Below are 18,906 nucleotides of genomic sequence, written 5' to 3' on the forward strand. Positions count from 1 at the left end.
TGAGGAAAGCAGGCACATGGCTAACATCCTGGTCGTCGATGACGAAATGGGTATCCGCGAGTTGCTCTCGGAAATTTTGGGCGATGAAGGACATGTCGTAGCAACCGCCGAGAACGCGCAACAAGCGCGCGAATTGAGAGCGGGCAGCGTTCCCGATCTGGTGCTGCTGGATATCTGGATGCCCGACACCGACGGCGTCACGCTGTTGAAGGAATGGCAGCGTGACGGTTTGCTGACCATGCCCGTGATCATGATGTCCGGCCACGCCACCATCGACACGGCGGTCGAAGCCACCCGCATCGGCGCCCTCAATTTCCTCGAAAAACCGATTGCCCTGCAAAAACTGCTCAAGGCAGTCCAGCAAGGCTTGTCGCACAGCCGCGAACCAGCGCGTCCGGTGTCGTACATCCGACCCACCGTCGCCGCCAGCGCCGACAGCATCGATCATCACGCCAGCCCGCTGTCGTCCTATGCGCCGCCCAGCGCAGCCGACACGCTGCATCATGGCCACGGCCTGACTGCCGCGCCGGCCTACGCGCCGATCGTCGACAATGCCTCCAATATCTCCTTCGACCTGCCGCTGCGCGAAGCGCGCGACGCCTTCGAGCGCGCCTATTTCGAATACCACCTGGTGCGCGAAAACGGCAGCATGACGCGCGTGGCCGAGCGCACCGGCCTGGAACGCACGCACCTGTACCGCAAGCTCAAGCAACTCGGCGTCGAGCCGGGCAAACTGTCCAAGAAACACGTGTAAGCAATCTGCGACCGACGGCGCAATGCCGTCGGACGTCCACCTACAGTTTCGCCGATACTTTCCTGCCGGCTCTGTTTCCCCGCTTGCCGTCCCTTACCGTAGTTTTACTGCCGCCTCCGCGCCCGGCCTGATTGCCGGCAGGCTTGCTCTTGCCTCTGAGGAACCTTCTCGCGTCCATTCCATCCATTCCTGTAGGGCCGGTCGCTTTCGCCCTGCAAGCTCGCCCGTTCTTCATGTCATTTTGTCATTCGGGCAAAAGTTATCGCTGATTGCGCCGTAACCATATGCAGGGGAAACGCAACAGCGAAACCGTCCAGGGCCGCCTTGGGGCGACTCTTGAAATACCCCGATATGACGCCACTTCCTTTCCAAAGCTTAAGCATTTGCACAAGGAGCCACTATGAACCTGATCTACAACAGTGAGCAATACAGCGTCGTTGAATTCGGTGCCGACCGCGACCACGAAGCCCTGCGTTTCGGCGGCTATGAAATCATGGACAAATCCGGCCAGCGCGAGATCTACATCGACGGCCCCGCCGCCGAACTGTTCCGCAAGGACGTACAGGACCTGATCGCGACGGAACCGTCGATGGAAGACATCGACACCTTCCTCAGCAAGTACGACTTGATGATGCGTCACCCGATGACGCTGCACTGAACCAACCACGCTGCGACCTGCCGGCGACGGCAGCGTTGCGGTTTGCCCGGGTCCGCACACGGCGCGGTCGGGGCCTTGCTTCCTCCTATAGCTTCTCCCTTTATAATTTCAGGCTTGCGGCGCGTGCCGCGGCATCCTTCCGCCTGAAATCCGCCTCAATGAATTCCTTGCCCATCACCAGCAGCCAGACCGGCGTCCACGAGCACTTGTCGGCGCTGCTGACGCGCCATGCCACCGCGCCGTTCCGCAAGCCGGTGACCGACTACAACCGACGCGCATTCGAGGAGAGCATCGCCGCCTGGCATGCTGCCGGCGGCGTCCCCCTGATCCTCGACACCGGCTGCGGTGTCGGCCTGTCGACGCTGAACCTGGCGGTGCAATACCCCGATCACTTCGTCATCGGCATCGACCAGTCGGAAGATCGCCTCGGGCGCAATACGCAATGGGACGGGCCACAGCCGGACAACCTGTGCTTCATCCGCGCCGACCTGGTCGACTACTGGCGGCTGCTGCTGGAAGCAAAAATCTTCCCGGCGCGCCACTACCTGCTGTACCCCAATCCCTGGCCCAAGATCGGCCACCTGGCGCGGCGCTGGCATGGCCACGCGGTGTTCTCGAGCATCGTTGCACTGGGCGGCGTCATCGAATGCCGCAGCAACTGGCGGATTTACGTGGAAGAATTCGCTGCCGCCTTGACGCAGGTAAGTGGGCACACGACTGCCTGCGAAGCCTATACCACCGACGCGCCGATCACGCCGTTCGAGCGCAAGTACCTCGCCTCGGGACATGCCTTGTGGCGCTGCCGCACCGAACTGCCTGCGCAGCAAAGTCATTCCCGCTGAGGGCGGGTTTGCGCTCGGCGCAGTATCATAGGGCCTTTTTTGCCGCCCCGATTACGGCACCCTTCTTCATGACCCACCCCATCGGACTGCCCGCATGAGCCTCGCCGTCGTCGCCCTGGTGCTCTGCGCCGCCCTGTTGCATGCTTCCTGGAATGCCTTGCTGAAAAGCAGCGGCGACCGCCTCGCCTCGCTGACCATCATGACCATCGGTGCCGGCATCGGCGCGATTCCGCTGGTGCTGTTCACGCCGCTGCCGCATGCGGGCGCGTGGCCCTACATCATCCTCTCGGCGATCCTGCACACCGGCTACAACCTGTTCCTGATCCGCGCTTATCGCATCGGCGATTTCAGCCAGTCCTATCCGATTGCGCGCGGCTCGTCGCCGATGCTGGTGTCGATCGGCGCGGCAATCTTCGTCGGCGAACAGATGAGCATCTACACTTGGCTGGGCGTGGCGCTGGTGTCGATCGGCATCATCAGCCTGGCCAATATCAAGGACCGCCACAATCTGTCCGGCCCGATCGCAGCCTTCACCACCGGCGCCTTCATCGCCGCCTACACCGTCACCGACGGCATCGGCGCACGCGCGGCCGGCAACGCCTTGGCGTATTCAGGCTGGCTGTTCGTGCTCGACAGTTTCCCGCTGGCGCTGATCTTCATGTGGATGCACCGGCGCCTGCCGATGGCCGCCGAGCGCAAACAGAACTGGCTCAGCCTGGCGGGCGGCGTGATGTCTTTGGTGGCTTACGGGATTGTGATCTGGGCCGTGACGCTGGCGCCCATGGGAACGGTATCCGCCTTGCGCGAAACCTCAGTGCTGTTCGCGGCCCTGATCGGCACGCTGTTCCTGGGAGAGAAACTGACGATGCGGCGCATCCTGGCCTGCATCGTCATCACGCTCGGCGCTATCGTGCTGGGTTGGCACAGATAGCCCAAGCGGTTTTCAAGGACGACTAGATCTCGACTTTGGTGCCCAGCTCCACCACGCGGTTGGCCGGGATGTGGAAGAAGTCCGACGGCTTGGCGCCGTTCTGGTACATCCACGCAAACAGCTGTTCGCGCCACAGCGACATGCCCAGCAACTTGCTCGGCACCACCGTATCGCGCGCCAGGAAGAAGGACGTGTCCATCAGTTCGAACTCGATGCCGAATTGCGAAGACGTCAGGTCCAGCACCTTGTTCACTTCCGGCGCTTCCTTGAAGCCGAAAGCCGCGCGCAACAGGTAGACATTGCCGCCCAGGTCCTTGAGCGTCAGGCGTTCTTCGTTGGAGACGTAAGGCACGTCCCAGATGCTGATCTTCAGGAAGAACACGCGCTCGTGCAGGATGCGGTTGTGCTTGAGGTTATGCAGCAGCGCCACCGGCACGGTGTTGATGTTGCCGGTCATGAAGACTGCGGTGCCGCCGACGCGGTGCGGCGGATGCGCCAGCAAGCCTTCGACGAAAGGCTCCAGCGGAATGCCATCATCCTTGATGCGCATGCGCAGCAGCATGCGGCCCGAGTACCAGGTCATCAGCAGGAAGAACGCCGCGCCGCCGAGCAGCAGCGGGAACCAGCCGCCGTCGGCGATCTTCAGCAGGTTAGCCGTGAAGAACGCCAGGTCGACCGTGATGAAAGCGCCGATTACCAGCGTCACCAGCACCGGATGCCATTTCCATTCGGCGCGCATGACCACCCCCGCCAGCATCGTGGTAATCACCATCGTGGTCGTCACGGCAACGCCATAAGCCGCCGCCAGGTTGTCCGATTTCTTGAACGCCAGCACCACTGCCACCACCAGCACCAGCAGCATCCAGTTGATCAGCGGAATATAGATCTGGCCGCGCTCGTCTTCCGAGGTATGCAGGATGCGCATGCGCGGTACGAAGCCCAGCAGGATGGCCTGGCTGGTCAGCGAGAACGCACCCGAGATCACTGCCTGCGACGCAATCACCGTGGCGAACGTAGCCAGTACCACCATCGGCACCAGCAGCATGTCCGGCACCATCAGGTAGAACGGATTCTTGATTGCCTCCGGATTGGCCAGCAGGTTGGCGCCCTGGCCGAAGTAGTTGATCACCAGGCAAGGCATCACGGTGTACAACCACGCGAAGCGGATCGGCCGGATGCCGAAGTGGCCCATGTCGGCGTACAGCGCTTCGGCGCCGGTCAGCACCAGCACCACCGAGCCGAGCACGATGAAGGCCTGCAGCGAATGCTCGATCATGAAATGCACGGCGTAATACGGATTGATCGCCACCAGGATGTCCGGTGCCTTGAGGATGTGATACAGGCCCAGTGCGCCCAGCGAAATGAACCACAGAAACATGATCGGCCCGAACAGCTTGCCCACCAGGTTGGTGCCGTGGCGCTGGATCAGGAACAGGCCGGTCAGGATCACCAGCGTCAGCGGGATCACGTAGTGGGAGGTACCCGGCACCGCGATGTCCATGCCTTCCACCGCCGACAGCACCGAAATGGCCGGCGTGATCACCACGTCGCCATAGAACATGCAGGCGCCGAACACGCCCAGCATCATCAGCAGCTTGGCGCGCGGCGAGCCGTTCACGGCCGTGCGCAGCGACAGCGCCATGAGCGCCAGCACACCGCCTTCGCCGTTGTTGTCGGCGCGCATGACGAACAGCACATACTTGAGTGAGACCACGATCGTGATCGACCAGAACAGCATGGAGATGATGCCCAACACGGCGTCGGGCGAAAACGCGATGCCATGCTCGGGGCTGAAGCATTCTTTCAGCGCGTACAGCGGACTGGTGCCGATGTCGCCGAACACGACGCCGAGGGCTGCCAGGGTGATGATGTGGAGTTTTTGCGACCGGAAGGAATAATTTGGTCTGACCTGAGTTGAACTCATTGTTTTCCCGTATTTGATTTGATGCTCATGTCTGCAGCGAGCTTGTCGTCGTTTTTTCGTCGTGCTGACCTGCAGCTTTGAATGCGCGTTACGCCGGTGAAACCGGATAGCGCGTACTTTATCGCACTATCCCCCTGCCGGGATGCTGCGTTGCGCAAAGGCATCTACCCGGTGCTGCGGCCTTGACATCGGCGCGCCGGCGAGCATCGCGGCCCGGAGGCGCGCCGCGAATTTCGCCAAAAAACGCAAGTCGCGGCTATGGCTCCCAAAATGCAGCGAAAACCGCATAAAGATATGCGATAAACGCGTTTTTCATTCTGCGAACGTCTTTATATACTCCTAGCTCATAAAGAACAGCCATTTCCACCCATGTTTGTTCTTAAGCCCTCTTCCATCAGAACGAGGTCCCCGCTTTTACCGGAGCATCCATGTTTGCCAAACGACTTCTCTCCGCCGCGCTGAGCCTCGGCCTGCTGACCGCCGGCCTCGCCGCCACCGCCCCCGCACGCGCCGAAGGCCAGCTGCAGCTACGTATTGCCGAACAATTCGGCGTCGTCTATTTATTGCTGAATATCGCCCAGGACCAGAAACTGATCGAAAAGCACGGCAAGGCCCAGGGCGTCGACATCAAGGTCGACTGGGTCAAGCTGTCGGGCGGCTCGGCCGTCAACGACGCGCTGCTGTCCGGCGCGATCGACATCGCCGGCGCCGGCGTCGGCCCGCTGCTGACCATCTGGGACCGCACCCACGGTCGCCAGAACGTGCGCGGCGTGGCTTCGCTGGGCAACCTGCCCTACTACCTCGTGAGCAACAACCCCAACGTCAAGACCATCGCCGACTTCACCGACAAGGACCGTATCGCGCTGCCCGCCGTCGGCGTCTCGGTGCAATCGCGCGTGCTGCAACTGGCCTCGGCCAAGCAATGGGGCGACGCCCAATACAACAAACTCGACAAGATCAGCGTGGCCGTGCCGCACCCTGACGCCGCCGCCGCGATCATCAACGGCGGCACCGAGATCAGCGCCCACTTCGGTAATCCGCCGTTCCAGGACCAGGAACTGGCCGGCAATCCCAAGGCGCACATCGTGCTGAACTCCTACCAGGTGCTGGGCGGTCCGTCGTCGGCCACGGTGTTGTACGCCACCGAGAAATTCCGCAAGGACAATCCCAAGACCTACAAGGCCTTCCTCGATGCGCTCGATGAAGCCGCCAAGTTCATCGCCGCCAATCCCGACAAGGCCGCCGACACCTACATCCGCGTCAGCAACGCCAAGATCGACCGCAACCTGCTGCTGAAGATCATCAAGAATCCCGAAGTGCAGTTCAAGATCGCGCCGCAGAATACCTATCCGCTGGCCGAATTCATGCACCGCGTCGGCGCCATCAAGAACAAGCCGGCCTCGGTGAAGGATTACTTCTTCGACGACGCCCACATCAACGGAGGCAGCTGAGATGCGCGCCACTTCCCTCATCGCGGCAGCGGTTGTTGCATTCAGTGTTAACGTCGGCGCCCACGCCGAAGGCCAGATCCGCATCGCCCAGCAATTCGGCATCGGCTACCTGATCCTCGACGTCGTACAGGATCAGAAACTCATCGAGAAATACGGCAAGCAGCAAGGCGTCGACATCAAGGTCGAATGGAACAGCATCTCCGGCGCCACCGCCATGAACGAGGCGTTGCTGGCCGGCGCGCTCGACGTGGTCTCGGCCGGCGTGCCGCCGATGCTGACGCTGTGGGACCGCACGCGCGGACGCCAGAATGTCAAGGCGATCGCCTCGCTCGGCTCCATGCCCAACTATCTGCTGTCCAATAATCCCAAGGTGAAAACGCTGCAGGATCTCAGCGACAAGGACCGCATCGCGGTGCCGGCCGCCGGCGTCGGCTACCAGTCGCGCACCCTGCAGATCGAAACCGCACGCGTGTTCGGCAAGGCCGACTACAAACGCTTCGACAATATCTCGGTGAGCCTGTCGCATCCAGACGCCACGGTCGCGCTGATCTCCGGCGGCTCGGAGATCAACACGCACTTCTCCAGCCCACCGTTCCAGTACCAGGCTTTGGAAAACAAGAACGTCCACAAGATCATCAGCTCCTACGACATCCTCGGCGGACCGGCGACCTTCAACGTGCTCTACACCACGCAGAAATTCCACGACGACAATCCGAAGACCTATAAAGCCTTCTACAACGCCCTGGTCGAAGCGGCGCAATTCATCCGCGCCAACAAGGCCAAGGCGGCCGACACCTTCATCCGCGTGCAGAAGTCCAAGCTGGCGCCCGAGTTCGTGCGCAAGATCGTCGAAGATCCGGAAATCGACTTCACCGTCTCGCCGCAACGCAGCTACGTCTATGCCGACAAGCTGCACGACATCGGCGTACTGAAGAACCGCGCGGCGTCATGGAAAGATTACTTTTTTGAAGAAGCCTATGCCCAGCCCGGCAGCTGACCCGCACAATCCAGACACGCCGATCCTGCGCGCCGTCGGCGAACACACGCCGCTGCTGCAGGTTGACCGTGTCGGCCTGCAATACCGCAGCGCCACCGCCGTGGTGCAGGCCACGCACGACGTCAGTTTCGACGTCTATCCGGCCGATCGATTCGTGCTGCTGGGACCGTCAGGCTGCGGCAAGTCGAGCCTGCTGAAAGCCGTCGCCGGCTTCCTCAAACCGGCCGCCGGCGAGATCCGCCTGGACGGCGCGGCAATCCATCAGCCGGGTCCGGACCGCATCGTGGTGTTCCAGGAATTCGACCAGCTGCCGCCGTGGAAGACGGTGAAGCAGAACGTCATGTTCCCGCTGCTGGCCTCGCGCACGCTGGGCAAGCGCGAAGCGGCCGAACGCGCGCTGCACTACCTCGACAAGGTCGGCCTCGGCAAATTCGCCGACGCCTATCCGCACACGCTGTCGGGCGGCATGAAGGCGCGTGTCGCGATCGCCCGCGCCCTGGCCATGCAGCCCAAGATCCTGCTGATGGACGAACCCTTCGCTGCGCTCGACGCGCTGACGCGCCGCAAGATGCAGGAAGAACTGCTGATCCTGTGGGAAGAAGTCCGCTTCACGCTGTTGTTCGTCACCCACTCGATCGAAGAAGCGCTCGTCGTCGGCAACCGCATCCTGCTGCTGTCGCCGCATCCGGGCCGCGTGCGCGCCGAAATCAACAGCCACCAGTACGACCTGCAAAGCCTGGGCGGCGTCGGCTTCCAGGAAACCGCGCGGCGCATCCATCGCCTGTTGTTCAATGAAGGCCAGGAAGAACCGGCGCAGGTCAATTTCAAGGACGTGCGGTTTTCGTACTAGACGGGTGGCAGGCAGAGGGTTTTTGTAGTGCTATGCGGGTTCGCATATACCGCTTATCACTGACGGCGCTGTACACGACGACGCCGTTCACGCATCATGGGCGACTTCAATCAGGAGTCCGCCCATGACCACAGCCACAACATCGCCCTCGCCAACCTTCAGCGCCGAACAAGCCGAAGTGCTGGTCCCCATCGAACAATATTTCCTCGGCCATGCGCGCGACGACGCCGCGCACATGCGACAAGCCTTCCTGCCGACGGCACACATCGAATCGATGCGCGAAGGCGTATTTACGTCATGGCCGCTGGAAGTCTACTGCGAGCGCTTCAAGGGCACGCCGGCCGCCGACGAGGCAAGCCGCCGCCGTATCGTGGAGTGGATCGACGTGGGCGGTCTTTCGGCCTGCGCCAAGATCACGCTGGTGCACGGCCCGGTCACCTTCACCGATTATTTCGTGCTGCTGAAAACGGCCGACGGCTGGAAGATCGCCAACAAGGCTTTCCACGGTCGCCCGAGCTGAGCTTCCGCCCAACGTCCCTGTCCTGCTGTAGCGCATTCTTCCCGCCGGTCCGGCCATGCGCACGCATGGCGCCGGCGGTGATTGACGCCCGCCTATCTCCCCGTCGCTTTCATCCTTGCAGCCATATACGAAATTCGCATTTGTTTGTGCGAAATGATTCGTTTCCGGCATATTCGACTTCCGTTATGTTGGACAATTTTTAACAAGAGTCGACAATCGACAGGGTTGAATCCGCCATGCACCTCTCCCCTCCCATCCGCGACGAATACGAAATCGCCCTGACGCCGCTCGACGACGTCCCGCTGGAACGCACCTTGTCATTGCCGCAACGCATCTGGCAACAAAGCTGGGTGCGCAAGGCAGTGATCCTGCTGGTGCTGGCGCTGATCTGGGAAATCATCGCGCGCATCCAGGACAACGATCTGCTCTTGCCGAGCTTCGTGCAGACTGCGCACGCTTTTGTTGACGGTGTCGTCACGGGCGAACTGATCGGCAAGGTCTGGATTTCGCTCAAGGTGCTGGTCAAGGGCTACCTGATCGGCATTGCGCTGGCGTTCGCGCTGACCACGCTGGCGGTGTCGACCCAACTCGGCCGCGATCTGCTGAGCACGCTGACGTCGATGTTCAATCCGCTGCCCGCAATTGCGATGTTGCCGCTGGCCTTGCTGTGGTTCGGACTCGGCGAGAACAGTCTGATTTTCGTGCTGGTGCATTCGGTGTTGTGGGCTTTGGCTCTCAATACCTATGCGGGATTTCTGGGCGTGTCGGATACCTTGCGGATGGCGGGGCGCAATTATGGTTTGCGCGGCTTGCGGTTCGTACTGTTCATGCTGGTGCCGGCGGCCTTGCCTTCGATCCTTGCCGGATTGCGCATCGGCTGGGCGTTTGCGTGGCGTACCTTGATTGCTGCGGAGCTGGTGTTTGGGGCTTCGAGCGGCAAGGGTGGACTCGGCTGGTATATCTTTCAGAACCGCAATGAGCTGTATACCGACAAGGTGTTTGCGGGGTTGGCGATGGTGATTCTGATTGGGTTGGTGGTGGAGAATTTTGGGTTTAATACTATTGAGAGGTTGACTGTTAAGCGATGGGGCATGCAGCGGTGAGTCTTGTGTTGTTCCGACTACCGTATTAACTCATCTCGTCTTTTCTTTCTTCGATCAACCCTTCGCCGGGGGTAGCCCGGCAGCTACTCACTTTTCTTGTCTCGCCAAGAAAAGTAAGCCAAAGAAGGCGACCGCGATTCGCCGCCCCGCTGCGCGGGGTTCCCGTTGATGCCACGCACAAATCGGGAAGGGAAACAAACTCGCTTCGCTCAGACAAGTTTCCCTTCTTTTTCCGATTTGTGCGCGTCACCAACGGCGACTCATAAGCGGACCGGCCAGACTGGCTCGCGCTGCGCATCGCCAAGGGTCGCTCGCCTTCGGCATCGCAATTGTCACGTCTGTGAAGGTAGCGAAGAACGTAGACCATCACTCCACCTCCCTACCCTGGCGAGGCGCAGCGAGCCAGTCTCGAATTCCCGCTTGCGAGCAGCCGGTGGCGGCAGGTGCAAATCGGATAAAGAGGGGAAACTTGTCTGAGCGCAGCGAGTTTGTTTCCCCTCCCGATTTGTGCCTGACGACGCCGGGTACCCCGAAGGGGCTGCGAACTTGCGGTCGCCTTCTTTTGCTTACTTTTCTTGGCGAAGCAAGAAAAGTGAGCGGCTGCCGGGCCGCCCCCGGCTTGGTCGTCCGAAGACACACACAACTTATTAAACGACCAGCCCGAAGGAACAACCGACGCCTGTATCACCAAGCCGCCAAAATCCCGCCTTTAAATTCCGCATCAATAAACTTCTTCACCTCATCCGACTGATAAGCCTTCACCAGCTTGGGCAGCCAAACCTGATCCTTATCCTTCTCCCGCACCGCAATCAGGCAAGCATAAGGACTATCCCCATTCTCCACGACCAGACTGTCGCGCACCGGATGCAAACCAGCCTTCGCCGCATAGTCGGCATTCACCGCCGACGCATCCAGATCGTCTAAAGTGCGCGGCAACTGCGCCGCATCGATTTCAATAAATCTCCACTTCTTAGGATTCTCGACAATATCGATCGGCGTCGCATTGACGCCGGTCAAGGGATCGATCCCCGCACGCAGCTTGATCACCCCATGCTTCTGCAACAGCAACAAGACCCGACTCTCGTTGGCCGGATCATTCGGAATCCCGATCTTGGCACCGGCCGGAATGTCATTCAGACTGCGATATTTCTTGGAGTAGATCGCCATCGGCCCGATGAAGGTGCGCCCGGTGCCGAACAGCTTGTAGCCGCGCGTCTTGATCTGCGCATTGAGGAAGGGACGATGCTGGAAACTGTTGGCGTCCAGCTCGCCGGCATCGAGCGCGGCATCCGGCTGGATGTAGTCGTTGAACTCGACGATCTGGATCTTGTAGCCGGGATTGCTGCGCTCGAAGACGCGCTTGACCACTTCAAAAATCTGCGCGTGCGGGCCGCTGGTGACGCCGACTTTCAAGGTCTTGTCCTGCGCCGCGGCAGTCGCGGAAAAAATTGTTGCAACGCTCGCCAACAATAAACCGGCAAAACCAGCCGTGAGCACACGGGTGAAAAATCGCGCCATGAATCTTCCTCAAATAGCGCTAATTTATCTGCCGCCCGCCACGAACAAAACGAATCTTTTGGCGCTTGAATATGCGCTTTCCAATCGCGTCAAAAGTCAGACGATCAATCAGGCGATCAGCAACTCGCGTGGCGCTTCCTGCACCTGCCTGCGCGCGGCGGCAGAAGGCACGGCGGCAATCAATGACCGCGTGTAGTCATGCTGCGGCGACTGCCAGATGCTGTTGTGATCGCCCGACTCGACGATGCGCCCGCCGTTCATCACCAGCACCTTGTCGGCGATGTAGCGCACCACCGACAAGTCGTGCGAGATGAACAGATACGATAGGCCGAATTCACGCTTGAGGTCGACCAGCAGGTTCAGGATCTGCGCCTGCACCGAGACGTCGAGCGCCGATACCGGCTCGTCGCAGATCACCAGCGCCGGCTTCAGCACCAGTGCACGCGCGATGCCGATGCGCTGGCGCTGGCCGCCGGAGAACTGATGCGGATAGCTGCGCAAGGCGCGCTGCGGCAGGCCGACCAGGTCGACGATCTGCTCGATGCGGCGACGACGCTCGCTCTTGTCCCTGACGTCATGGATCACCAGCGCAGCATCAAGGATTTCGGCCACCGTGTGGCGCGGATTGAGCGAGGCGTACGGGTCCTGGAAAATCATCTGTACGCGGCGGCGATACGGACGCAGGCGTGCGCCGTCGAGCTGGGCGATATCGTCGCCGTCGAGCAGGATCTTGCCGGCGCTGGCATCGACCAGGCGCACGATGGTCTTCGACAGCGTCGATTTGCCGCAGCCGGATTCACCGACCAGGCCCACCGATTCACCGGCGGCGATATCGAACGACACGCCCTTGACCGCGTGCACCACGCCGTTGCGTGAACGGTAATGAGTATGGACATCTTGCAAGGACAGCAAGGCTTTTGCATCCGGGTCGAGCGGCGGCAGCGGCTGCGCATGTGCGCGTTCGGTCAGCGTAAAGATGCGTTCGCCGGCGTCGAGTTCGGTGCGGATTTCGGGCAGGCGGCCGTCGCGGTAGTGATAGTCCTGCTCCATCTGCAAGGACGCGCCGAGCAGGCCGCGCGTGTAAGGATGTTGCGGACGCTCGAACAGGATGGCGCTGCTCGCCTCCTCCACCTTGCGGCCGCCGTACATGACGGCGACGCGGTCGGCCCACTGCTCGACCACGGCCAGGTCGTGCGTGATCAGCAGCACCGCCATCGACAGGTCGCGGCGCAGCTGGCCCAGCAATTCGAGGATCTGCGCCTGGATGGTGACGTCCAGTGCGGTGGTCGGTTCATCTGCCACCAGCAAGCGCGGGTGGCAGGACACCGCCATCGCGATCATCACGCGCTGGCGCTGACCGCCGGAGAGATTATGCGGATAGTCATTGAAGCGACGCTGCGGCTCCGGGATGCGCACCAGTTCCAGCAACTCGATCGCGCGCGCTTTTGCGGCCTGCGGCGACAGCGGTTGATGCAGGCGGATCGCCTCGACCACTTGCTGGCCGATGGTCAGCACCGGATTGAGCGAGGTCATCGGCTCCTGGAAGATCATCGAAATCGCATTGCCGCGCAGCGCACAGATCTCTTCCTCCGGCAGCGCCTGCAAGTCGCGTCCTTCGAACACGATGTTGCCCGACACCTGCGCGCTCGCCGGCAGCAGGCGCAGCAGCGACAACGCCGTGGTCGACTTGCCGCAACCGGATTCGCCCACCAGCGCCAGCGTCTCGCCGGCGGCGATGCCGAAGCTGAGATCCTTCACGGCGTCGTGGCCGGGGAAGGACACGTTGAGGTTGCGGATGTCGAGGAGCTGGCTCATGGGGTTCTTTCTGTGGTGATGCTTGTGCTCATGCAGGCACGTCGGTGCGTTTATTCGTACGATAGCTCGCACCAGCGTGCTGCTGCGGCAGGCGTGCGCCGCTGCCGGTAAACAACTTCTCGCGCAAAGTGCCCGGCGCATACTCATGCTTGTAGGAACCGCGCGTCTGCAGCTCCGGAATCACCAGGTCGACGAAGGCTTCGAAGCTCTCCGGCGTGACCGTGCGCGTGAGATTGAAACCGTCGATGTCGGTCTCGCGTATCCACGCTTCCAGTTCATCCGCCACCTGCTGCGGCGAGCCGACGATGGTGGCGTAGCGGCCGCCCAGCTCCAGTTGTTCCAGCAGCTTGCGCTTGGTCCAGTTGAGCTCGGGATTGGTCACGGTCTTGACCAGCGATTCGATGGAGTTGGTCTTGACCTGGCGGATCGGCTCGTCCAGTTCGTACTGCGAAAAATCAATGCCGGTGCCGCTGGAGAAATGCGCCAAGCCGGCTTCGGGACTGGCGTAGCGCGCGTACTCAGCGTACTTTTCGCGCGCTTCTTTTTCGGTCAGCGCGACCACCACGGTCAGACCCATGAAGACCTTGACGTCATCGGGTTGGCGGCCTTCCTTCACCGCACCTTCGCGGATGCCGGTGACCAGCTTGCGCACGGCCTCTTTGCTCTGGCCGGACACGAACACGCATTCCGCATGGCGCGCGCCGAAGGCCTGGCCGCGACCGGACGAACCGGCCTGGTACAGCACCGGCGTGCGCTGGCGCGACGGTTCGCTGAGGTGGTAGCCCTCGACCTTGTAGTAGTCGCCGCTGTGGTGGATCTTGTGCACCTTGTCCGGCTGCGCGTAGATGCGCTTCTGGCGGTCGCGGATGACGGCGTCGTCTTCCCAGCTGCCCTCCCACAACTTGTAGACCACTTCCATGAATTCGTCGGCGCGGTCATAGCGCTGGTCGTGTTCCAGCTGTTCCGACAGGCCCATCGCGCGTGCAGCGCTGTCGAGGTAGCCGGTGACGATGTTCCAGCCGACCCGCCCCTTGGTCAGGTGGTCGAGCGTGGACATGCGCCGGGCAAACAGGAACGGCGCTTCGTAAGTCAGATTGGCGGTAATGCCGAAGCCGAGATGTTCGGTGACGAAGCCCATCGCCGAAATCAGCAGCAGCGGATCGTTGACCGGCAACTGGATCGACTCGCGCAGCGTGATGTCGACCGAGTTCTGGTAGACGTCATAGACGCCGACGATGTCGGCCAGGAACAAGCCGTCGAACTTGCCGCGCTCCAGCAGCTTGGCCAGGTCGGTCCAGTAAGCGATGTCGGTGTAATCCTGCGAGCGGTCGCGCGGATGCGTCCACAAGCCGTGGTTGATGTGGTTCACGCAATTCATGTTGAATGCGTTGAGGCGAATTTCCTTTTTACTCATGCTGCATCCGCGGTCACGTATTCGGGTTCGAGCTGAACGTCGAGCGCTTCGTTGAAGCGCGCAAAGAAGGCGCACAGTGCGGCGCGCAAGGTCAGTTCGACGATCTGCGATTCCGAGAAATGCTCGCGCAGGCGCGTCACCAGGCTGTCGCCGACGCGTTGGCGCGTGACCGCCAGCGCATAGTCGCGCACCAGCAATTCAACCGGGCCGAGGCCGGGCACGTCGGCGTCGAGGATGTGCTCGACGGTCGCCGCCGACACGTGCTGCGCTACGAGCTTGGGTGCATGGTGCGAGACGCAGTAGCTGCATTCGTTGGCCTTGGAGGCGGTGACCAGCACGATCTCCAGATGCAGCTTGGAGATATTGCCTTCGGCGGCGAACTGCAGCAGCAGGCCATAGATGTGCTCGATCGAGGCCGGACGATGCGCCAGCACGCCGAGCATGTTGCCGAAGGCGCCGTATTCGTTTTCGACCTTCTCGAAGATCGTGCGGGCCGGCCCCTCGGGCAGTTGATTGGAAAGCAGAGTGGATACGCGTGCCATGGTGTTTCTCCTATTTTCTGTCGCGCGGATCGAGCACGTCGGCCAATCCGTCGCCTAATAAATTCAATGCCAGCACCGTGATCACGATCGCGATGCCCGGAATCGTCGTGATGTACCAGTCGGTGCGGATCACTTCACGGCCCGAGCCGACCATGTTGCCCCAGCTCACCGCATTGGGATCGCCCAGGCCGAGGAAGGCCAGGCTGGATTCGGTGAGGATGGCGGTGGCCACCATCAGCGAAGTCGACACCAGGATCGGCGTCAGCGTGTTGGGCAAGATGTCACGCAGCATGATGCGCAGATCGGTGGCGCCGAGGGCGGCGCTGGCCTGCACCATTTCGCTGTGGCGCAGCTTGAGCACTTCGGCGCGCACCAGCCGCGCCAGGCTCGGCCAGGCGGTCACGCCGATGGCCAGCGCAATCGTCACCAGGGTCGGCTGCACCACCGCCACGATCGCCAGTGCGAACAGGAAGGACGGAATGGTCTGGAAGAATTCCGTCACGCGCATCAGCACCGCATCGGCCAGGCCGCCGTAGTAACCTGCCAGCAAGCCGCCGCTGATGCCCAGCACCAGCGCAAGCAGGGTCGACACGACCGCGATCAGCAGCGACACGCGCGCGCCATGGAAGATGCCGCTCAACAGATCGCGACCAAGCATGTCGCTGCCGAGCAAATGTGCAGCGTCAACGCCGGGATGCAGGAAAGGCTCGGCCACCATGTCCAGCGGATCGCCCGGAAACAGCAAGGGCGACGACAGCGCCATCAGCACCACCAGCAACAACAGCACGCCGCCGACCAGCGCCGACGGCGAACGCAGCAGGCGCGCGAACCAGCCGCGCGTGGTCGGTGCGGCGATCAGGCTGGCAGGGGCGTCGGCGGTAGTGACCGGAGTAATCGCCAGCGTCGAAACAAGTTCGCTCATTGCAGATTCACTTTCAGCTTATTAGGCAAAACCATTCAGGCAAAACGGATGCGCGGATCGAGACGGGTATAGACAAAGTCGACCACCCAGTTCACCACGATCACGACGATGGAACTGCACAGCAAAATGCCGAGCAGCAGATTGAAGTCGCGCTGGAACAGAGCCTCGAACGCCAGCCGTCCCAGACCGGGCCAGGAAAACACGGTTTCCACCAACACCGCGCCGCCAATGATGGAGCTGACCTGCACGCCCAGCATCGTAACCAGCGGCAGCAAGGCGTTCCTCAGCACGTGCGCGAACAGCACGCGCGGCGGTCGCGCGCCCTTGGCGACGGCGGTGCGCACGAAATCCTGACGCCGCACTTCGACCATGGTGGCGCGCATCAGGCGCGTGTACACCGCCATGTAGAACAGGCCCAGCGTCACCGCCGGCAATACCAGGTGACGGGCGACGTCGACGATGTATTTCCAGCCGGTGTAGCCGGCCTCGATCGTAAACATGCCGCCGACCGGCAGCCAGTCGAGCCAGACCGAGAACACCACCACCAGCATCAGGCCGATCCAGAACAGCGGCGTGGCGAAGAACACCAGCGCCAGCGTCGAAATCACGACGTCGGCAATGCGCCCCGCGCGGTAGGCGGCGATCGCTCCCAGCGTGGCGCCGGCCACGACCGCGAACAGAATGCTCGCGCCCATCAGCAGCAAAGTCGCCGGCACGCGTTCGGCGATCAGTTGCGCCACCGGCATGCCGTGGCGGAACGAGTAGCCGAGATTGAAATGCGCGAGGTTGAGTATGTATTTCCAGAACTGCACCGGCAGCGGCTGGTCGAGGCCGAACTGCGCCCGCAGCGCCGCCATGTATTCCGGCGTCGCCGCACCGGCCTCCCCTGCCAGCACCTGAGCGGCGTCGCCGGGCGCCAGTTGCAGCAGGAAGAAATTGATGATGGTTACGCCGAGCGCCACGCTGACCAGTTGCAGCAGGCGGCGCACGACGATGTTGCTGATCTTCATTTGGCGGCCTGTGGTGTGGCCGATGCTGCAGCTTGCGCCGCGTTGGCGACCTTGGGCGCGCTGTCGAACCAGGCGTTCTTGAGCGAGCTGTAGATCTGGTCGACGCCGGCAACGGTGTCCTTCAGGTTGGCGGCCTGGATGGTGAAGAAGTGCAGCTCAAGCAGCGGGATCGATGGCAGATCGGTCTGCACGCGTTGCTGCAGTTTCTTGAACAGCGCGACGCGTTCGCTCTGGCTGGCCGAGGATTGGGCTTGTTCGATCAGTTTGTCGGCTTCGGCGCTGCGGTAACCGGAGCCATTGCTCCACGGGATGTTCTTGCCGACCGAATCGCTCCAATAGGCGCGCGTCACGCCCACCAGCGGATCGGCAAAGCCGGCGAACCACACCACCGACAAGTCGTAATCGCGGTCGCCGTAGACGCGCTTGGTGTAGGTCGGCGTGTCTTGTGCACGGACGTTGACGTCGATGCCGATGCGTTTGAGTGCTTGCTTGATGTATTCGCCGCTGCGCTTGTAGTCGTCGCCGTAAGGCAGGTAGTCGAGGTTGATGCGCAGGCGGGTGCCGTCGGCGCCGCGCTTGAGCCCGGCTTCATCGAGCAGCGCTTCGGCCTTCTTCGGATCGTAACCGTACTTCGGCACGTCGTCGGTGTGGAACTGCTTGAGCGTCGACACCACCGGGCTGACCGCCGGCTTGCCGAAACCGTACCAGACCACCTTGTTGAAGGCGTTCAGGTCGATCGCGTAAGCCAGCGCCTGGCGCACGTGCGCATCCTTGAAGTAAGGACGATCGACGTTGACGTCGAGGAACAGCCACGGCGAGATCCAGTCGTAGCCGCGTGTTTCCAGCTTGAGGCCGGGCAGTTTGGCGAGACGCTCGGCGTCCTTCAGCGGCACCGGCGAGAACGGCGCATATTGCGCTTCGCCCTTTTCCAGCGCAGCGGCGCGCGCGCCGGCATCAGGCACGACCTTGAAGATGATCTTGTCGAGGTAAGGCTTGCTCACGCCCTTGGTCTTGTCCCAATAGTTGGGATTGCGTTCCAGCGTGATGTAGTTGCCGCGGCTCCATTCCTTGAACACGAACGGGCCGGTGCCGACCGGCTTGTTGTTGTACGGATTGTTAAGGATGTCGGTACCTTCGTACAAATGCTTGGGCAGCACTTGCGCGCCGTTGCTGTTGAGCGAGCTCAGCACGGCCAGCGACGGTTCGCTGAAGCGGATGATGACGGTGTAGTCGTCCGGCGTGTCGACGCTGGTGACGGTGCCGTAGATGATCTGGTTGCGCGGGTGGAATTTTTTCCAGACATTCTCCAGCGTCCACTTGACGTCGGCCGACGTGAACGGCTTGCCGTCATGCCACTTGACGCCCTTGCGCAGATGGAAGGTCAGCGTCTTGCTGTCCTTGGAGACGTCCCAGCTCTCCGCCAGCGCCGGGCGCAGCTTGAAGTCGTTGTCGTATTCCACCAGGCCGTCGAACACGTTGGCGCTGAAGAAGCCGGTCGGCGCGGCGGTGTTCAGCGCCGAAGTCAGGATCACCGGCTCGGGCTGGATGATCGCGGTCAGCGTGCCACCGCGCGTCTGGGCAAACGCGCTCGCATTGAAGGCCAATGTGATGGCCGTGGCCGCCAGCAGTTTGAATACAGTCTTGTTCATGTTCTG

The 18,906-nt window shown here is 61.7% G+C and carries 17 protein-coding genes; 9 read left to right on the plus strand and 8 right to left on the minus strand.

The window, feature by feature from the left end; genetic code table 11:
* Nucleotides 1-16 precede the first annotated feature (16 nt).
* The 4 genes from ACIROW_RS17945 (at nt 17) to ACIROW_RS17960 (ending at nt 3,185) form a co-directional block, all read left to right on the plus strand.
* Nucleotides 17-754 carry a response regulator gene (locus tag ACIROW_RS17945; protein WP_402277808.1) on the plus strand — a complete coding sequence of 246 codons (738 nt, stop codon included), beginning with the start codon at nt 17-19 and terminating at the stop codon, nt 752-754.
* A gap of 400 nt (nt 755-1,154) precedes the next feature.
* Complete coding sequence (locus ACIROW_RS17950) at nt 1,155-1,412, plus strand: DUF3567 domain-containing protein (protein ID WP_016836074.1); 258 nt, start codon at nt 1,155-1,157, stop codon at nt 1,410-1,412.
* Between the two features lie 158 nt (nt 1,413-1,570).
* A complete protein-coding gene (locus ACIROW_RS17955; protein ID WP_402277809.1) occupies nt 1,571-2,254 on the plus strand; it encodes a tRNA (guanine(46)-N(7))-methyltransferase TrmB in 684 nt (227 codons plus the stop codon).
* Between the two features lie 94 nt (nt 2,255-2,348).
* Nucleotides 2,349-3,185 (plus strand): DMT family transporter, encoded by an 837-nt coding sequence (locus ACIROW_RS17960; RefSeq protein ID WP_402277810.1) that lies wholly within the window; start codon nt 2,349-2,351, stop codon nt 3,183-3,185.
* 22 nt (nt 3,186-3,207) lie between these two features.
* On the opposite strand, the gene ACIROW_RS17965 is transcribed toward ACIROW_RS17960, so the two are convergent.
* On the minus strand, nt 3,208-5,109 hold the full coding sequence (locus ACIROW_RS17965; RefSeq protein WP_402277811.1) for a potassium transporter Kup: 1,902 nt from the start codon (nt 5,107-5,109) through the stop codon (nt 3,208-3,210).
* A gap of 428 nt (nt 5,110-5,537) precedes the next feature.
* Between ACIROW_RS17965 and ACIROW_RS17970 the strand changes: the two genes are divergently transcribed.
* From ACIROW_RS17970 to ACIROW_RS17990, 5 genes are all read left to right on the plus strand, one after another.
* Nucleotides 5,538-6,560: an ABC transporter substrate-binding protein gene (locus tag ACIROW_RS17970; protein ID WP_402277812.1), complete on the plus strand. Its 1,023-nt coding sequence runs from the start codon at nt 5,538-5,540 to the stop codon at nt 6,558-6,560.
* Nucleotide 6,561: 1 nt separating this feature from the next.
* On the plus strand, nt 6,562-7,557 hold the full coding sequence (locus ACIROW_RS17975; RefSeq protein WP_402277813.1) for an ABC transporter substrate-binding protein: 996 nt from the start codon (nt 6,562-6,564) through the stop codon (nt 7,555-7,557).
* Nucleotides 7,538-8,407, plus strand: a complete 870-nt coding sequence (locus ACIROW_RS17980) for an ABC transporter ATP-binding protein (RefSeq protein ID WP_402277814.1) — start codon at nt 7,538-7,540, stop codon at nt 8,405-8,407. Before ACIROW_RS17975 ends, ACIROW_RS17980 begins: the two co-directional genes overlap by 20 nt.
* Before the next feature lie 124 nt (nt 8,408-8,531).
* Nucleotides 8,532-8,927: a nuclear transport factor 2 family protein gene (locus ACIROW_RS17985; protein WP_402277815.1), complete on the plus strand. Its 396-nt coding sequence runs from the start codon at nt 8,532-8,534 to the stop codon at nt 8,925-8,927.
* A gap of 236 nt (nt 8,928-9,163) precedes the next feature.
* Nucleotides 9,164-10,030, plus strand: coding sequence for an ABC transporter permease (locus tag ACIROW_RS17990; RefSeq protein WP_402277816.1), 867 nt, complete (start codon nt 9,164-9,166; stop codon nt 10,028-10,030).
* Nucleotides 10,031-10,714: 684 nt separating this feature from the next.
* Here the strand turns inward: ACIROW_RS17990 and ACIROW_RS17995 are convergent.
* The 7 genes from ACIROW_RS17995 to ACIROW_RS18025 all read right to left on the minus strand — a co-directional run bounded on the left by ACIROW_RS17995 (nt 10,715) and on the right by ACIROW_RS18025 (nt 18,900).
* Nucleotides 10,715-11,548 carry a MetQ/NlpA family ABC transporter substrate-binding protein gene (locus ACIROW_RS17995; protein WP_402277817.1) on the minus strand — a complete coding sequence of 278 codons (834 nt, stop codon included), beginning with the start codon at nt 11,546-11,548 and terminating at the stop codon, nt 10,715-10,717.
* Between the two features lie 108 nt (nt 11,549-11,656).
* Nucleotides 11,657-13,363 (minus strand): ABC transporter ATP-binding protein, encoded by a 1,707-nt coding sequence (locus tag ACIROW_RS18000; RefSeq protein WP_402277818.1) that lies wholly within the window; start codon nt 13,361-13,363, stop codon nt 11,657-11,659.
* A gap of 28 nt (nt 13,364-13,391) precedes the next feature.
* Nucleotides 13,392-14,777, minus strand: a complete 1,386-nt coding sequence (locus ACIROW_RS18005; RefSeq protein ID WP_402277819.1) for an LLM class flavin-dependent oxidoreductase — start codon at nt 14,775-14,777, stop codon at nt 13,392-13,394.
* The gene (locus tag ACIROW_RS18010) at nt 14,774-15,319 is read right to left on the minus strand and encodes a carboxymuconolactone decarboxylase family protein (protein ID WP_402277820.1); all 546 of its coding nucleotides are present in this window, start codon (nt 15,317-15,319) and stop codon (nt 14,774-14,776) included. Before ACIROW_RS18010 ends, ACIROW_RS18005 begins: the two co-directional genes overlap by 4 nt.
* A gap of 10 nt (nt 15,320-15,329) precedes the next feature.
* Nucleotides 15,330-16,241, minus strand: a complete 912-nt coding sequence (locus ACIROW_RS18015) for an ABC transporter permease (protein WP_402277821.1) — start codon at nt 16,239-16,241, stop codon at nt 15,330-15,332.
* A gap of 35 nt (nt 16,242-16,276) precedes the next feature.
* A complete protein-coding gene (locus tag ACIROW_RS18020; protein ID WP_402277822.1) occupies nt 16,277-17,251 on the minus strand; it encodes an ABC transporter permease in 975 nt (324 codons plus the stop codon).
* Nucleotides 17,248-18,900 carry an ABC transporter substrate-binding protein gene (locus ACIROW_RS18025; RefSeq protein WP_402277823.1) on the minus strand — a complete coding sequence of 551 codons (1,653 nt, stop codon included), beginning with the start codon at nt 18,898-18,900 and terminating at the stop codon, nt 17,248-17,250. The genes ACIROW_RS18020 and ACIROW_RS18025 overlap by 4 nt, the downstream gene beginning before the upstream one ends.
* Nucleotides 18,901-18,906: the final 6 nt, after the last annotated feature.

The organism is Herbaspirillum sp. NPDC101397 (assembly GCF_044767325.1).
Lineage (GTDB): Bacteria > Pseudomonadota > Gammaproteobacteria > Burkholderiales > Burkholderiaceae_D > Herbaspirillum.

Excerpts from the sequence above, each read along its gene's own strand:
- ACIROW_RS17970 (WP_402277812.1), top strand. The coding sequence starts at position 5,538 with ATGTTTGCCAAACGACTTCTCTCCGCCGCGCTGAGCCTCGGCCTGCTG.
- ACIROW_RS17945 (WP_402277808.1), top strand. The coding sequence starts at position 17 with ATGGCTAACATCCTGGTCGTCGATGACGAAATGGGTATCCGCGAGTTG.
- ACIROW_RS18025 (WP_402277823.1), bottom strand. The coding sequence starts at position 18,900 with ATGAACAAGACTGTATTCAAACTGCTGGCGGCCACGGCCATCACATTG.
- ACIROW_RS17980 (WP_402277814.1), top strand. The coding sequence starts at position 7,538 with ATGCCCAGCCCGGCAGCTGACCCGCACAATCCAGACACGCCGATCCTG.
- ACIROW_RS17950 (WP_016836074.1), top strand. The coding sequence starts at position 1,155 with ATGAACCTGATCTACAACAGTGAGCAATACAGCGTCGTTGAATTCGGT.
- ACIROW_RS17995 (WP_402277817.1), bottom strand. The coding sequence starts at position 11,548 with ATGGCGCGATTTTTCACCCGTGTGCTCACGGCTGGTTTTGCCGGTTTA.
- ACIROW_RS17990 (WP_402277816.1), top strand. The coding sequence starts at position 9,164 with ATGCACCTCTCCCCTCCCATCCGCGACGAATACGAAATCGCCCTGACG.
- ACIROW_RS18000 (WP_402277818.1), bottom strand. The coding sequence starts at position 13,363 with ATGAGCCAGCTCCTCGACATCCGCAACCTCAACGTGTCCTTCCCCGGC.
- ACIROW_RS18015 (WP_402277821.1), bottom strand. The coding sequence starts at position 16,241 with ATGAGCGAACTTGTTTCGACGCTGGCGATTACTCCGGTCACTACCGCC.
- ACIROW_RS18020 (WP_402277822.1), bottom strand. The coding sequence starts at position 17,251 with ATGAAGATCAGCAACATCGTCGTGCGCCGCCTGCTGCAACTGGTCAGC.
- ACIROW_RS17975 (WP_402277813.1), top strand. The coding sequence starts at position 6,562 with ATGCGCGCCACTTCCCTCATCGCGGCAGCGGTTGTTGCATTCAGTGTT.
- ACIROW_RS18005 (WP_402277819.1), bottom strand. The coding sequence starts at position 14,777 with ATGAGTAAAAAGGAAATTCGCCTCAACGCATTCAACATGAATTGCGTG.
- ACIROW_RS17965 (WP_402277811.1), bottom strand. The coding sequence starts at position 5,109 with ATGAGTTCAACTCAGGTCAGACCAAATTATTCCTTCCGGTCGCAAAAA.
- ACIROW_RS18010 (WP_402277820.1), bottom strand. The coding sequence starts at position 15,319 with ATGGCACGCGTATCCACTCTGCTTTCCAATCAACTGCCCGAGGGGCCG.
- ACIROW_RS17955 (WP_402277809.1), top strand. The coding sequence starts at position 1,571 with ATGAATTCCTTGCCCATCACCAGCAGCCAGACCGGCGTCCACGAGCAC.
- ACIROW_RS17960 (WP_402277810.1), top strand. The coding sequence starts at position 2,349 with ATGAGCCTCGCCGTCGTCGCCCTGGTGCTCTGCGCCGCCCTGTTGCAT.
- ACIROW_RS17985 (WP_402277815.1), top strand. The coding sequence starts at position 8,532 with ATGACCACAGCCACAACATCGCCCTCGCCAACCTTCAGCGCCGAACAA.